The sequence below is a fragment of the Devosia geojensis genome, assembly GCF_000969415.1.
Classification (GTDB): domain Bacteria; phylum Pseudomonadota; class Alphaproteobacteria; order Rhizobiales; family Devosiaceae; genus Devosia; species Devosia geojensis.
This window is the reverse complement of record NZ_JZEX01000085.1, coordinates 1-15,866: the sequence shown is the minus strand read 5'-3', so window position 1 is coordinate 15,866 and position 15,866 is coordinate 1. Positions and strand designations below refer to the sequence as shown.

At 66.1% G+C, this 15,866-nt stretch carries 9 protein-coding genes; 4 read left to right on the top strand and 5 right to left on the bottom strand.

Annotation, left to right across the window (positions count from 1 at the left end; genetic code table 11):
- Together VE25_RS08005 and VE25_RS22275 are read left to right on the top strand one after the other, a co-directional pair.
- The coding region (locus tag VE25_RS08005) for a tryptophan halogenase family protein (RefSeq protein ID WP_046108087.1) at nucleotides 1-1,504 on the top strand (1,504 nt) is incomplete at its 5' end.
- 2 nt (nucleotides 1,505-1,506) lie between these two features.
- Nucleotides 1,507-1,680 (top strand): AbrB/MazE/SpoVT family DNA-binding domain-containing protein, encoded by a 174-nt coding sequence (locus tag VE25_RS22275; protein ID WP_083988795.1) that lies wholly within the window; start codon nucleotides 1,507-1,509, stop codon nucleotides 1,678-1,680.
- Nucleotides 1,681-1,737: 57 nt separating this feature from the next.
- On the opposite strand, the gene VE25_RS08000 is transcribed toward VE25_RS22275, so the two are convergent.
- The 5 genes from VE25_RS08000 to VE25_RS07980 form a co-directional block, all read right to left on the bottom strand.
- Nucleotides 1,738-3,108, bottom strand: a complete 1,371-nt coding sequence (locus VE25_RS08000; RefSeq protein ID WP_046108086.1) for an alpha-glucosidase/alpha-galactosidase — start codon at nucleotides 3,106-3,108, stop codon at nucleotides 1,738-1,740.
- Between the two features lie 20 nt (nucleotides 3,109-3,128).
- Nucleotides 3,129-4,796 (bottom strand): ABC transporter ATP-binding protein, encoded by a 1,668-nt coding sequence (locus VE25_RS07995; protein WP_046108085.1) that lies wholly within the window; start codon nucleotides 4,794-4,796, stop codon nucleotides 3,129-3,131.
- A gap of 12 nt (nucleotides 4,797-4,808) precedes the next feature.
- A complete protein-coding gene (locus VE25_RS07990; RefSeq protein WP_083988794.1) occupies nucleotides 4,809-5,999 on the bottom strand; it encodes an ABC transporter permease in 1,191 nt (396 codons plus the stop codon).
- A complete protein-coding gene (locus VE25_RS07985) occupies nucleotides 5,996-7,006 on the bottom strand; it encodes an ABC transporter permease (protein WP_046108084.1) in 1,011 nt (336 codons plus the stop codon). Before VE25_RS07985 ends, VE25_RS07990 begins: the two co-directional genes overlap by 4 nt.
- Nucleotides 7,007-7,407: 401 nt before the next feature.
- Nucleotides 7,408-9,495, bottom strand: coding sequence for an ABC transporter substrate-binding protein (locus VE25_RS07980; RefSeq protein ID WP_046108083.1), 2,088 nt, complete (start codon nucleotides 9,493-9,495; stop codon nucleotides 7,408-7,410).
- 355 nt (nucleotides 9,496-9,850) lie between these two features.
- On the opposite strand from VE25_RS07980, the gene VE25_RS07975 reads away from it, so the two are divergent.
- Both VE25_RS07975 and VE25_RS07970 read left to right on the top strand, forming a co-directional pair.
- Nucleotides 9,851-10,774 (top strand): helix-turn-helix domain-containing protein, encoded by a 924-nt coding sequence (locus tag VE25_RS07975; RefSeq protein WP_046108082.1) that lies wholly within the window; start codon nucleotides 9,851-9,853, stop codon nucleotides 10,772-10,774.
- 272 nt (nucleotides 10,775-11,046) lie between these two features.
- Nucleotides 11,047-15,783, top strand: coding sequence for an NAD-glutamate dehydrogenase (locus VE25_RS07970; RefSeq protein WP_046108081.1), 4,737 nt, complete (start codon nucleotides 11,047-11,049; stop codon nucleotides 15,781-15,783).
- Nucleotides 15,784-15,866 lie beyond the last annotated feature (83 nt).

Here is a 15,866-nt window from a genome sequence, read left to right as displayed (position 1 = left end):
GACGGCGGGGTGGATCGCGGCGTTCATCCTGCAGGATAGCGCGCGGGCGAAAAAGCTCGATGCGAAGTTCACCGTCATCGAGTCCTCGAAGGTGCCGACGGTCGGCGTCGGGGAAGCCACCACCGCCGCGTTCCGGGTGCTGCTCAAGTATTTCGGCATCGACGAGTTCGAGTTCTTCCGGAAGACCGAGGCGAGCTTCAAGCTCGGCATCCGTCACCAGGACTGGCGCCGCAAGGGCTACACCTATTACGGACCGATCGACGATCCGCACCAGGTGGTCGCGCGCCCGCCTGGGGCGCCTTCGGACTATCTCAACGTCTACAGCGTCGCGGCGGGGCGGCCGGTGCAGGAGATGCACCTTTTCCAGCCGCTGCTGGAACAGCACAAGGCGCCCTACGCGCGCAAGGCCGACGGGTCGCTGATCCCGCTGGGGCCGTTCCACCACGCCTTCCATTTCGACCAGGCGCTGGTCGGGCGGTTCTTCGCCAGTAAGTCGAAGGACGTCGAGATCGTCGACGCGCTGGTCTCGGGTATCGAACGCGATCCGGTAACGGGAGACATTTCGGCGCTGGTGCTGGACACCGGGGAAAAGCTCAAGGCGGATTTCTTCGTCGATGCGACGGGGTTCCGCAAGCAGATCATCGTCAAGGAGCTCAACGCGCCGTGGATCTCCTACGCGCACGAACTGCCGGTCAACCGCGCCCTGCCCTTCTGGCTGCCGATCGAGGAGGGCGAGGAGATCGCCAACTATACCCGCGCCTGGGCGCAGGAGGCGGGCTGGATGTGGATGATCCCGACGCAGACGCGCTACGGCTGCGGCTATGTCTATTCCGACGAGTTCCGCACGCCCGAGGAGGCCAAGCGCGAGATCGAGGGCGTGCTCGGCCGCGAGATCGAGGTGCGGAGCGACATCCGCTTTTCCATCGGGCGGCTGGAAACGCCGTGGATGCACAATTGCCTGGCGGTAGGCCTAAGCTCCTCGTTCCTCGAGCCGCTGGAATCGACCTCCATCCACGGCACCATCGTGCAGATGATGCTGTTCGCCCGCCTCTTCCTCAAGGCGCCGGGCGAGATGACGGACGGAGACCGGGCCGACTACAACCGGCGCGTCGGCCGGCAGGTCGACGACTTCCGCACGTTCGTCAACACCCACTACATGACCGAGCGCGACGACACGCCGTTCTGGCGGGAGGTGCGAGCCAACCGCATCCACCCGGAGACGAAGGAACGCCTCGCCCGCTGGCGCAAGGAAATGCCGCGGCGCGAGCATTTCCCGGACTATCTCGAGGGTCTGCCGCATATCGAGACGCAGCTCTACTATCCGGTGCTCAACGGGCTGGGGCTTCTGGACCGCGAAGTAGCGCGGCGCGAAATGGAGCGCGATCCGAAACTGAGGCGCTTCGCACAGGAGACGGTCGACAGCCTGGTGCGCGAATACCGGGCCGCGGCCAACCAGGCACTCGGGCACGCGGAGTTCCTCAAGATCGTGCGGGAGATGGGGTGAAAATGGAAGAGAAGGAAGAAAAAACTGAGATTTTGGGCACAGCGACCGTGACCACCCGAGGACGCATCACAGTTCCGAAGACGATACGTGATCGATTTGGCTTCAAACCGGGATGTGAGGTCGATTTCGACATTAACTCCAAAGGCGATATCATCATGAAGCTGGTCGAAGAATAAACAGCCCCGGCGCATCGTGCGCCGGGGCTGTTTGCCGTCAGTCCGGGAAGGACGGGGTCAGGCCACGCGCTGCCTGCGGGAGCCGCGGGTCCATTCGGGGAGCCACGTTCCGTGGGCTTCGATGAGGTCGTCGACGAGGTTCCAGATCTGGTCGAGATCGAGCTCGGCGGCGGTATGCGGGTCCATCATGGCGGCGTGGTAGATGTGCTCGCGGTTTTGCGTCACGAGGGCCGCGACCGTCAGCTCCTGCACGTTGACGTTGGTGCGGATAAGGGCGGTCAGCTGCGGGGGCAGGTCGCCGATATAGGTCGGCTGGATGCCCGAGGCGTCGACGAGGCACGGCACCTCGGCGGCGCAGTTGTCCGGCAGCGAGGTGATGGCCCCGTTGTTGCGCACGTTCCCGTAGATGACCGAGGGCTCGCCGGTCCAGACCGAGTTCATGATCGAGGAGGCGTATTCCTTGGATTTGCTTACCTCGATGCGGTCGGCCTTCTTGTACTCCTCGGCCTGGTTCTTCCAGCGGGCGATCTGCTCGACGCAGCGCTTGGGGTATTCATCGAGCGGGATGCCGAACTTCTCGATGATGTCCTCGCGGCCTTCCTTGATGAAATACGGGGTGTACTCGGCGAAGTGCTCGGAGCTCTCGGTGACGAAGTAGCCGAGGCGGGTGAGCATCTCGTAGCGCACCTTGTTGGGGCAGCGCGGGTTCCAGGTCGAGGGCTTGGGCGCGCGGCCCTCGCGGTAGGCGCGAACGAGATCGGGATAGAGGTCGCGGTAGGAGCCGTCCGCCTGGCGGTGCTCGAACTTCAAGTAGAACGCCATGTGGTTGATGCCGGCGGCGCGGTAGCGGATTTCCTCGTATGGGATGTCGAGGTCGCGGGCGAGCTCCATTGCCGTACCCTGCACCGAGTGGCAGAGGCCGACCTGCTTGATCGTCGGGTACTTCTCGGCGATCGCCCAGGTGTTGATGGCCATGGGATTGACGTACTGCAGCATGATCGCCTCGGGACAGACCTCGAGCATGTCCTCGCAGATCTTCCAGAGGTGCGGCACGGTGCGAAGGCCGCGCATGATGCCGCCGACGCCGAGGGTATCGGCGATGGTCTGGCGCAGGCCGTATTTCTTGGGGACCTCGAAGTCGGTGACGGTCGCCGGCTCATAGCCGCCGATCTGGAAAGCGACGACGACGAAATCGGCGCCGGTCAGCGCCTTCTTCTGGTCGGTATAGGTCTCGACCTTGGCAGGCACGCCCAGCGTCGAGGCGAGCTTGCCGGCGACGACAGCGCTCTCCTCGAGGCGCTGCGGGTTGATGTCCATCAGGGCGATCGTAGCGCCGGCGAGGGCCGGGCGCTGCAGCACGTCGCCGATGATGTTCTTCATGAACACCGTCGAGCCGGCGCCGATGAACGTGATCTTGGGGTTTGCCATTTGGGATTAAGCTCCGAAGGTTAGGCGGCAATATCGAAGGCGGCGCGGACGAGCCGGGCCGTGTAGTCTGTCTTGGGGTTGGTCAGCACCTCGGCGACCGGCCCCTCTTCCACGATCTTGCCGAACTGCATGACCATGACGCGGTGACAGAGCGCGCGCACGACCTTGAGGTCGTGGGAGATGAAGAGGTAGGAGAGGCCCTTCTCGTCCTGAAGCTTGCGCAAAAGGTCGATGATCTGGGCCTGGACGGAAAGGTCGAGCGCCGAGGTCGGCTCATCCAAGAGGATGAACTCGGGCTCGAGCGCGATGGCCCGGGCGATGGCGATGCGCTGGCGCTGGCCGCCCGAGAACTCGTGCGGGAAACGGTTGAGGATGGTGTCGGGCATGCCGGCATCGCGCAGGGCCTGGCGGACGCGGTCGACCCGATCGCGCGAGTTGGCGCCGAGCCCGTTGACGATCAGGCCTTCTTCGATGATCTGGCGGATGGACATGCGCGGGTTGAGGCTCGCGAACGGATCCTGGAAGACGATCTGCATGCGGCTGCGCAGGGGGCGCATCTGCCCGCGATCCTTGCCGTGGATCGGCTCGCCGTCGAAGTAGATCTCGCCGCCTTGGTTGCCGATGAGGCGGATGAGGGCCTGGCCGAAGGTCGTCTTGCCCGAACCGCTCTCGCCCACCAGCCCCAGCGTCTCGTGGCGCTTGAGGTTAAGGCTCAATTTGTCGACGGCGACGAGCTCGAAGAAATCGGGCTTGAAGAAGCCGCCGCGCTTCAAGGTGAAGGCGACCTTCACGTCCTTGCCTTCGAGCACGGTGTCCTGCTCGCCCGAGAGCGGATTGGCGATGCCCTTGGGCTCGGAGGCGAGAAGATGCCTGGTGTACGGGTGCCGCGGGTCGGCGAAGAGCTTCTCGGTCTCATTGTGCTCGTGCACCACGCCGTTCTGCATGACATAGACGTATTCGGAGAACTGGCGGACGATCGTCAGGTCATGGGTGATGAGGATCACCGCCATGCCGTACTTGTCCTTGAGTTCCTTGATGAGGTTGAGGATCTGCGCCTGGACGGTGACGTCGAGGGCGGTCGTCGGCTCGTCGGCGATGAGGACGTCCGGACGGTTGGCGAGAGCCATGGCGATCATGACGCGCTGGCGCTGGCCGCCCGAGAGCTGGTGCGGGTATTGGCGCAGGCGCGCCTCGGGCTCAGGAATGTGCACTTCCTCGAGGAGCTGGCGGGCGCGGTCCATCGCCTCCGCGCGGCTCATGCGGTTGTGGAGATGGAGGATTTCGCAGATCTGCTGGCCGATGGTGTAGACGGGATTGAGCGAGGACATCGGCTCCTGGAAGATCATGGCGACGTCGTTGCCCCTAAGCTTCCTCATCTCGCGGTCGCTCATGGCGACGACATCCTTGCCGCTGAGGGTGATCTTCGTACCCGGCAGGATCGTCGCGCGCTTGGTCAGGAGCTTCATCACGGTGCGGGCGGTGACGGACTTGCCCGAGCCGCTCTCGCCGACGAGGGCGATGGTCTCGCCCTTGTGGAGCTGGAAGGAGACGTCGCGCACGGCGTTGACGACGCCGCCCTCGACCTTGAAGTCGACGGCGATGTTGCGCGCATCGAGGATCAGTTCGCGCCCGTGCTGGCCGAGGTCGTGTCGTTCGGAGGGGGCGAGGTTCTGGCTGGTGTCAGTCATGGTGCGCCCTACTCAATAAGGATCGACGGCATCGCGCAGGCCATCGCCCAGCGCGTTGAAGGCAAAGACGGTGATCAGCACGAACATGACCGGCGTCAGGATCCAGGGATAGGAGCCGATGACCGAGAACGTGCCGGTATCCTGCAGCATCAACCCCCAGGAGATGAGCGGCGGCTTCACGGCAAAGCCCAAGAACCCGAGGAAACTCTCGAGGAGCACCACCGAGGGGATGGCGAGGGTCACAGCGACGATGACGTGGCTCATGACATTGGGCAAGATATGGCGGGTGATGATGCGCATGTCGCTCGACCCCACCGCGATGGCGGCGCGCACATATTCGATGCGGGCGAGCGAGAGGGTCTTGGAGCGCACCTCGCGGGCGAGCTGGGCCCAGCCGAGCACCGCCATGACGCCGATGACGAAGGCGATGAAGACGTTGGATGGGGCGGTCACCGGTATCAGCGACGTCAGCGCCAGATAGAGCGGCAATTGCGGGAAGGCGAGGACGAACTCGACGAAGCGCTGCAGCCAGCTGTCAAAGGCGCCGCCGATATAGCCGGAGGTGATGCCGACGAGGGCGCCGATGACGGTGGTGAGCGCCACGACGGCGAGCGCGATCATCAGCGAGATGCGCGAGCCGACGATGCCGCGCGAGAGGATGTCGCGCCCGAACTTGTCGGTGCCGAGGAGATGGATCGGGCGCCCGTCGGTGGTGCCGAAGAAGTGGATGTTGGAGGGGATCACCCAGAAAATGCGGTAGGGGTAGCCTTCGACGAAGAAGCCGGTGGGCGTCGGATCGTCCATCACCGGGCCGGTCAGCGGCTGGAAGGTGATGGGATCAAACTCGCCCGTCTCGCCGATGGGATAGACATAGGGCAAGAGGCTGAAATTGCCCTGCGGATCCTGGAACGAGATCATGTCCGGCGGCGCGAAGGGCAGCTCGGCGCGCTTGGGGTCCATGGGCGCGAAGAAATCGGCAAAGACCGCGACGACGAAGAGCGATACGACGAGCACCAGCCCGATCATGCCCATGCTGGAGCGCTTGAAACGGCGCCAGACGAGGGTGGCGTAGCCTTCGTTACCCTGGGCAAACCGGGCGGAAACCACCGCCTCGGGCTTGTCGGCGACCACCGGGCCGGGCGCGGCGTTGATGCCGGCGTCAGACGGCAAGGGCGGGGTCTGGTGGGTGCGGGTATCGGTCATTCGGCGTTTCCTCCCAGCCGGATGCGCGGGTCGAGGATAGCCAGCAGAATGTCGGCGATGATGTTGCCGACGATGAGAGTGGCGGCCAGCACCAGCATGAAGGTCGCGGTGACGAAGACGTCACCGACGCCCATGGAGCCGACGATGGCGGGGCCGACGGTCGCAAGGCCGAAGACGATGGCCACCTCGATCTCGCCGGTCAGCATATAGGGCAGCACCACGCCCTGATAGGCGATGAGCGGATGCAGCGCATTGGGCACGGCATGCTTCATGATGACCGCGCCTTCCGGCAGGCCCTTGGCCCGGGCCGTCTCGACGTATTGCGAGTTCAGCACGTCGAGGAGGTTGGCGCGCATCACGCGCATATTGTAGGCGAGCCCCCCGAAGGTCGCGATGAACACCACCGGCCAGATGTGCTGGACGAGGTTGACGAACTTGTCCCAGCTCCAGGGCGCGCCTCCGTATCGCGCCGAGAAGAACATGCCGACTTCCGAGACGTTCAAGCGGAAGACGAGGATGTAGAGGATGATGATGGCGAGGAGGAACCGCGGGATAGTCATGCCGAGGAAGGAGATGACGCCGAGGAGCGTGTCGACCCAGCTGTACTGGCGGGTCGCCGCGATAATGCCGAGCGAGATGCCGAGGATCGACGCCAGGATGTGGCAGGTCAGCGCCAGCATGATGGTCGCCGGCAAGCGTTCGGTCACCACCTGCCCCACGGGTTTGTTATAATAGAGCGAATGGCCGAAATCGAAGCGGGTAACGATGCCGGTGATCCAGCGGAAATACTGCACGATCAGCGGATCGTTGAGCCCGTTGGCCTCGCGATAAGCCTCGGCCTGGATCTCGGCCTGCTCGGCGGGAACGCCGCCCTGGTTCATCAGCATCGAGCGGATGTAATCGCCATAGTCGCCCGGCGGCGCCTGGATGATGGCGAAGGTGACGACGCTCAAAAGGAACAGGAGCGGGATCGCACCCAGTATCCGCATGGCGATAAATCGGAACATTACCAGCCTTTCGTTTGAAGCGGCAGGGCCTCTCGCGAGTACCCCTCCCATCCTCCCCCGCAAAGGGGAAGGTGCTGCATCGTGCCTGCGGCACAATCCGTGCCAGAGCACCGGGCCATCGCTCCCCTCCCCATGAGGGGAGGAAGCGCATTTGTGACCGTGGCACCTTCCCCTCTCCCCTTGTGGGAGAGGGACAGATTTTCCGCGTTCAGCGGAAAATCAGGGTGAGGGGGCCGCGATGGTGCAGCAGACACAAGGTCTGTGCGGACGAACCATTGCCGCCCCCTCATCCGGCCCTTCGGGCCACCTTCTCCCACAAGGGGAGAAGGGGTAGGTGCCCAACGCCGGGACGAAGCCCCGGTGTTGCCGGACGGAGCGCCGCCCCGTCCGGCGTTGTCACGTCAGCCCGAGATCGGCCCGCCACCGCCGGGAACGTCCGGCAGGGTCTGCGGGTGGAGTTCGTGACCGGGCTGGTCTTCCGTGGGCACGAAGACGCGCTCGCGGATGATGTTGTCCTCGGCCCAGTTGAACATGAAGATCGGGGCGCCGGCCGGGATGTTCTTGAAGCGCTTGTTGATGATGAGCGCGCCCGGGTACTGCGTCAGGCCCACCGAATAGACGTTCTCGGTGAACACCTGCTGGTACTGCTTCATCAGCTCGGCGCGCTCGGCGTTGTCGCTGGTTGCGATGAAGTCCCGCACGATCTGCACGAGCTCCTCCTCGAACGGCAGCAGGTCGAGCGTGCCGTCGGTGCCCGCCCGGTGGAACGGATGGGTGCGCGGGCCGGTCGGAGCGAGGCCCGACGTGCCCTGGACCACCGAGACCATCTCGGCGCCCTGGCGTTCCACCGACCAGTCGTACTGGCCGGCCTGGGCCATGTCGTCACGGGCCGTGCCCTGCTGGAAGTTGGCGATGACGCGCAGGCCCAGCGGCTCCATCATGGCGATGACGCCTTCGGCAAGGTTGGTGTCGGTCGCGTAGTCCGTATTGGCGAGGAGCGTGATCTCGACGTCCTGCCCGCCGGCGGTGCCTTCGGGGAAGTTGCGCACGCCGTTGCCGTCGGTGTCGACGAGGCCGAGCTCGTCGAGCATGGCGTTGGCCTGCTCGAGGTTGAACGGATAGTAGACCGTCGAGTCCTTGTCGTAATAGGTCGTGCCGGCATAGAGGCCGCCCGGATAGATGGCGGTGAACGGTCCGCGCACGAGCGATTCACCGAGCCGCTGCCGGTCGACGGCCATGCTGATGGCCTGGCGGAACTCGAGAGTGCGGTTGAGCTCACGGATGGCCTGCTCGCGCTCGTCGGGCTCGCCCCAGCCATTGCCGGAGAAGTTCATGCGCAGCGCATAGCCGATGGTGCGGGCGCCGAACTGCAGACGGGCGGGAGCGGTCTCCTCGGCGGAGCGGCGCAGCGCCTCGACGTAGCTTTCGGCCTGCTCGAGGTTGGAGAAGTCGCCCGAGCCGGCCACCGCCTGCACGTCGCGGTCCGCCCAGGTGGAGAGGCGATAGTGCATCTCGTCGAGATAGGGGAGCTGGTTGCCCTCTTCGTCGACCTTCCAGTAGTAGGGATTGCGGCGCATGACGATGATGTCGTCCGGCCGGTACTCGACCGGCACCCACGCGCCCATGACCGGAATGTTGAGATATTCCGGCGGGAAGGCGTTCTTGTACTCCTCGTAGGTGTTGTCCGGGTTGTACTTGGGATGCTCGGGCTTGAGGATATGGCTCGGCCCCGGGCAGAAGGTGCCGTAGGCCATGGCGTAGAGATACTGGGTCGGGAACGCTTCCTGGAACGTCCACTTGACGGTGTATTCGTCGATCGCCTCGAGGGTGGTGCCGACGCCGAAGGTTTCGGGCGTACCGCCGTTGAGGGGCGAAACGTTCTGATCGAGGATGTGATCCTCCCAATAGAACATGAGGTCTTCGGTATCGAAGGGGTCGCCGTCGGACCATTTGGCGCCTTCGATGAGGTGCATGGTCAGCTCGTGCCCGTCCTCGGACCATTCCCAGCTCTTGGCGAGGTTGGGCAGCGGCTCGAGCTCGTCGGCGTTGATCATGAACAGCGGCCCGGTGCGCGTAAGGCATTCGGAGAGGCCGATGTCGATGCCGCCCCAGCCCTGGGCCTGGCCGCCGATATAGTTCCAGCCCTCGGGCCGGCCGCCGATGACGTGGCGCATCACGTCGCCGTAGGTGCCGACGCCGTCGGGCATGTTGCTGGTCTTGTAGACCAGCGGTTCGGCCGGCAGGCGCTCCTCGACGGGGGGCAGCTTGCCGGTATCGACGAAATTGGTCTTGATCCACTCGGGCTCGTTGTAGCTGTCGAGCGCACGGTATTCGAGGATGTCGGACACACCAACGAACACCGGTTCGCTCTGGGCGGCGAATTCCGGCGGATCCGGGGGCGTGGTCGTCTCGATCTGCGCGTGCGCCGCGATCACCGACACGCCAAGCAGGAGACTTGCCCCGCCAAGGGCAAATGCGTGCTTTCTCATGGTTCCTCCCATAACAGCGGAGCGGCAATGCCTGCCGATTTGCCGGGCGACGTCACCCGGCATTCCCTCCGCCTATAAAAATCGTACGCCTTGCAACGCGGGGCGCAATCCGATTAATTAAAGACTTCTTCCGGGTTCCAAAGATTCGAGGGGCCATGATGAGAGCGTTGGAACACGAGCCGTTGTCAGCCGGTTTGGCGGGATTCTCGGGATTCACCCCCCTCCCAGCCTCCCCCGCAAGGGGGGAGGTGCCGCATCGTGCTCGTGGCACGATCCTGCCCGACCCACCGGCCCGGCACCTCCCCCCTTGCGGGGGAGGATGGGAGGGGGGTACGGCACCGGCCCACGTGCTCCCATGAACGATCTCGCCCCCACCCTACCCCGCAAGGGCCACGGCGCCGCGCCGCGTCCGATGCCGAGGCCGGACCGGCGGTTCTATGCCTCGAGCCGCGCGTTCGGGCGGTTCGGCATCCGCTCCTACACGCCGCAGCTCATGCCGGCGGCGCACAGCCATGGGCACATCGAGCTCAACTGGCTGACCGGCGGGGCGATGCACTACATCTACGACGGGCGGCCGGTGAGCATTCCGAGCAACCGGCTGGTGGCGTTCTGGGCCGGCATTCCGCACCAGACGGTGGGTCTCGACCCCGATACGGTCGCGGGCCGGCAGATCAACGTCTACCTGCCGCTCGACTCCTTCCTGCACATGCCGCAGCTCGGGCGGCTGACCGAGACGATGATGGGCGGCGGCATCGTCTGCCTCAACCCCGACGCGCTGGCCGTCGACACCCTCGACCGCTGGCATGCCGACTACCGCTCGGGCAATGCGCTGCGAACCGAGATCGTCAAGGTCGAGATCGGCGCCATGTTCCGCCGCGCGGCGCTGACCGGCTGGGACGTGCTGCTGCCGCCCTGGATCGAGCATCACGGCACGCGCACCCGCACTGCCTCGCCGGTGCGCTACGTGGTGGCAATGGTGCGCCATATCGTCGAGAACCTTTCCGAGCCGCTGACGGCGACGGATGTGGCGGGGGTGGTCGGGCTCCATCCCAACTACGCGCTCAACCTCTTCACCAAGGTGATGCACATCTCGATGCAGAAGTTCGTCACCCGCATGCGGCTGATCCGCGCCCGCTCGCTGCTCTTCGAAGGGAACCTCTCGATCGCCAACATCGCGTTCCAGTCGGGCTTTTCCTCGCTCAGCCAGTTCTACGAACACTTCCGCAATGCCTACGGCATCACGCCACGCCAGATGCGGCTGGATGTGATCGGGGAGTAGAAGCTCCCTCTTTCCCTGCCCTTCGGCACCATGTTGTCCCACCCAGCGGGTCATCCCCGCGAAAGCGGGACCTCCGTTTAGAGCGCGGGAAAACAGAGGTTCCTGCTTTCGCGGGAATGACCCTGTGGAGGTGGAAGCATAGGGATGCCCCCGACATAATGCGTCTCCCATGCTGTCACGATAAAGTCGGGCAGGCGTGCGAGTTTTGGCCGAAGGTAGGGAGGACAAATGCCGCGCGGGCGGTTAGCCTGCCGCGCGAAACGGAGGTCATCTTGAACGAAGCCGTCGCATCCACCCGCGCCGCCATCCTCACACGCGCCGAGGCGCTGAGGACAGATGAGCCGGGGCTTGCCGAATTCCTCGTCGCCGCGATCGAGGCGACCGACGGCGACGACCTTTCGGCAACGACTCCCGAGGCGCTGGAGGCGCGGCTGCATGCCGCTTTCGGCCTCATTCCCACCGAGCCGCCCAAGAAAAGCACGGTGCACATCGCCACCGGCACCGGCAGCGATCCGACAAGCATCGACATCGTCTCGCCGGACATGCCGTTCATCGTCGACACTGCGCTGGCGGCGGTGCGCGCCGCCGGCGGTTCGGTGCGGCTGCTGGCGCACCCGGTGGTGTTCCTCGCGCCGAACGGCGGCGTTTCGGCCAGCCATGCGCCGGACCGGGCGCCGATCAGCGTCCTTCATATCGAGATCGAACCACTGGGCGAGACCGAGACCCTGCGCGCCGAGATCGAGACGGCCATGGGCGAGGTCGCGCGGGCGGTGCACGACTGGCAGCCGATGCTCGAGCGGCTGGGCCAGGAGGCTGTAAACCTCGCGGCCAACCGCGCCGGCCTGGCGAAAGCGCAGGTGGACGAGGCGGTCTATTTCCTCGGCTGGCTCGCCGAGAACAACTTCACGTTCCTGGGGCTGCGCGAGTACCGGCTGGAAGGCCGAGGCGATGCGGCCGAGCTCGTCCCGTTGGCGCAAAGCGGCCTCGGCATCCTCGCCGATCCATCGGTCCGGTTCCTGCGTTCGGGGCCCGATTTCGTCGAAATGACGCCGCAGCACCTGGCGTTCCTTGCCGACCGCGAGCCGCTGCTGGTGACCAAGGCGAACGTGCGCGCCCGCGTGCACCGGCGGGTGCACATGGACTATGTCGGTATCAAGCTCTATGGGTCCGACGGAAGCGTAACCGGCGAGTTACGGATCGTCGGTTTGTTCACCTCGCAGGCGCTGGCGACCCCGCATACGGAGGTGCCGCTGATCCGCCGCAAGGTGGTGGAGGTGATCCGCCGCTCCGGCTACGAGCCGGACGGGCATGCGAGCCGGGCGCTGCTGGCCGCCCTCGACACCTATCCGCGCGACGAGCTCTTCCAGATCACGGTCGACGAGCTCGCCGAATATGCCCACGCGGTCGCCGCGCTCTACGACAGGCCGCGCGTGCGGGTGCTGCCGCGCATCGACCAGTTCGACAATTTCGTCTCGATCCTCGTCTACATCCCGCGCGACCGCTACGATTCCGACGTGCGGGCGCGGGTGACGGCCTATCTTGCCGAGCGCTACGACGGGCGCGTCTCGGCCTACTACCCGCACTTCCCCGAAGGCGACCTGGTGCGGCTGCACGTCATCATCGGGCGCACCGGCGGGCCGACGCCGCGGCCCAGCCGCACAGAGCTCGAAACCAACATCGAGGACCTCAGCCGCTCCTTCGGCGACCGCATCGCGGCGGCGGCGCCCGAGCCCGCCGAGATCACCAATTTTCGCGACGCGTTCTCGCCCGGTTACGAGTCCCGCAACACTGTCGCCGACGCGCTCGCCGACATCGCGATCCTCGGAACGCTCGCCGACGAGACCGGCATCGCCATACGCCTGCGCCGGCGCGAGGGGGGCGAGGGCAAGCTCGGCCTCAAGTTCTATCATCGCGGCAGCGCCATCCCCCTCTCCGACCGCGTGCCGATGCTCGAGCATTTCGGCTTCAAGGTCGTTGACGAGCGCACCTATACGGTTTCGCCGCGCGACGGCGTGCTGCGCTACATCCACGACATGGTGCTCGGCCCCCCGGAAGGGCTGGAGGTCGCGCCCGAGACGATGGGCGCGAGCATCGAGGCGGCGATCGCCGCCGTCTGGTATGGCGAGACCGAGAGCGACGGGCTCAATGCGCTGACCCTCTGGGCCGGGCTTTCCTGGGACGAGGTGGCGCTGATGCGCGCCCTCTCGCGGTACCTGCGGCAGGTGGGCATCTCCTATTCCCAGCGCTACCTGGCGCAGGTGGCGGTGACGCAGCACCAGGCATCGGCAGCGCTGGTGAACCTTTTCCGGGCCCTGCACGACCCGGCGAACGCCAGTGAGGATGCCGCCGAGACGGCGCGCGCGGCAATCGCGGCGGCGCGAGATGCGGCGACCTCGCTCGACGAGGACCGGATCCTTGCCCGCTTCCATAATCTCGTCGAAGCGTCGGTGCGCACCAACTTCTTCCAGCGCGGTGCGGACGGCGCAAGGCGCCCTGCCCTCGCCATCAAGTTCGATTGTGCGGCCGTCGACAACCTGCCGGCGCCCCGCCCGTTCCGGGAGATCTTCGTCTACTCGCCGCGGGTCGAAGGCGTCCACCTGCGGTTCGGCGCCATTGCGCGCGGAGGCCTGCGCTGGTCGGACCGGCCCGAGGATTTCCGCACGGAAGTGCTGGGGCTCGTCAAGGCGCAGCAGGTCAAGAACGCGGTCATCGTGCCGGTCGGCGCCAAGGGCGGGTTCGTGCCCAAGCGCCTGTCGCTCACAATGCCGCGAGAGGCATGGCTTGCGGAAGGTACTGAGAGCTATAAGATTTTTGTCGGTTCGCTTCTCGACCTCACCGACAATCTCGTCTCCGGTGATGTGGTGCCGCCGGAGGCCGTAGTGCGGCGCGACGGGGACGACCCCTACCTCGTCGTCGCCGCCGACAAGGGTACCGCGACCTTCTCCGACACGGCCAACACCATCGCGCTCTCGCGCGGCTATTGGCTGGGCGACGCTTTCGCCTCGGGCGGGTCGGCGGGCTACGACCACAAGAAGATGGGCATCACCGCGCGCGGCGGCTGGGAGGCGGTCAAGCGCCACTTCCGCGAGATGGACCGCAACATCCAGGAAGAGCCGTTCACGGTCGCCGGCGTCGGCGACATGTCGGGCGACGTCTTCGGCAACGGCATGCTGCTCTCGCGCCAGATCCGGCTGGTCGCGGCATTCGACCACCGCGACATCTTCCTCGATCCTTCGCCCGATGCCGAGGCGAGCTTTGCCGAGCGGGCCCGGCTCTTTGCCCTGCCCCGCTCCTCCTGGCAGGACTACGACAAGGAGCTGATCTCTAAGGGCGGCGGAGTCTTTCCCCGCAGCCTCAAGGCCATTCCGCTCTCGCCGGAAATCCGTGAGCTGCTCGGGCTCACCGGCGCCAGCGCCACGCCCGCCGAGGTGATGAGCGCGATCCTTGCCGCCGATGTCGACCTGCTCTGGTTCGGCGGCATCGGCACCTACATCCGCGCCTCGGCCGAAACCGACGCGCAGGCCGGCGACCGGGCGAACGACGCCATCCGCATCGATGCGACGAAGGTGCGCGCCAAGGTCATCGGGGAAGGCGCAAATCTCGGCATCACCCAGCGCGGGCGCATCGAATACGCGCTCGCGGGCGGGCGCATCAACACCGACGCCATCGACAATTCGGCCGGCGTCAATTCCTCGGACCTCGAGGTCAATATCAAGATCGCGCTGGGGCCGGTGGTGGCCGGCGGCACGCTTTCGGGCGATGCGCGCAACGCGTTCCTCACCGAAATGACCGACGAGGTCGCGGCCCTGTGCCTGCGCAACAACTATCTGCAGGCACTGGCGCTTTCGCTCGCCGAGCGCGCGGGGCTCGCCGACCTGCCGGTGCAGCGCGACCTGATGATCGGATTGGAGCAGCGCGGGCTCCTCAGCCGCACGGTCGAGTTCCTGCCGGACGAAGCCGCCATCGCCGACCGGGCAGCTACCGGCAGGGGCCTTGCCCGGCCGGAGCTGGCGGTGCTCCTCGCCTACGCCAAGCTCACGCTCTATGCGGACCTGCTGGAATCGCCGGCCATCGATGATCCCTATCTCGCCGGCGAGCTCTTCCGCTATTTCCCCGAAAAGCTGCATGCGCGCTTCCCCGAGGCCGTCACCGACCATCGCCTCAAACGCGAGGTGATCGCGACGGTGCTCGCCAACGCCATGATCAACCGCGGCGGGCCGGGGTTCGTCTCCGAGCTGATGGCAGCGAGCAGCGCCAGCCCGGGCGACGTGGCGCTGGCCTATGCGGCGACCCGCGATGTCTACGGTCTGCCGCAGATCAACGTCGAGATCGACGCGCTCGACAATCGCGTGCCGGGCGCCACGCAGCTTGCGCTCTATGGCGAGGTCGCCGCGCTGCTCTCGCGCGAGACGCTGTGGTTCCTGCGCAATGCGCAAATGGGCGGGGACATCGCCGGGCTCGTCGCCCGTCACGCCCGGGGCGTCATGGAACTGCGCCGGCTGCTGCCGGAGCTGCTGCCCGAGACCATCGCCGAGGACCTGACCGCCACCGCCGCGCGGTTCGTCGCCGACGGCGTGCCGGCCGAGCTGGCGCGCACCATTTCCGAGCTGCAGGTGCTCGCCCATGCCAGCGACGTGGTGCTGGTGGCCGAGCGCATGGGCACGACGACCGAAGCGGCCGCGCGCGCCTTCTTCGGCGTCTTCGCGCTCTTCGAGCTCTGGCCGATCGCCGACCAGGGCCGCGCCATCGTGCTGGCCGACCGATTCGACCGCATGGCGCTCGACCGGGCGCTCGCCAACCTCACCCGCGCCCAGCGCGACCTGACCGCGGATATCCTCTCGGCCGGAACCGGCCCGGTCAGCGAGCGCATCGCCACATGGCGCGGGGCACGGCCGCAGGCGGTGGAGCGCGCGGTGGCGGCTGTCGCCGACCTGACGCAGGGGGCGCTGACGGTCTCACGGCTCTCGGTGGCGGCGGGGCTATTGGCCGACCTGGCGCGGGAGGGGTAGCTCCCCTTCGGTGTGGGGGTCCATCGGTGACTCACACAACCACCCCCACCCTCAATCCCTCCCCTCAAGGGGGAGGGAGGCCG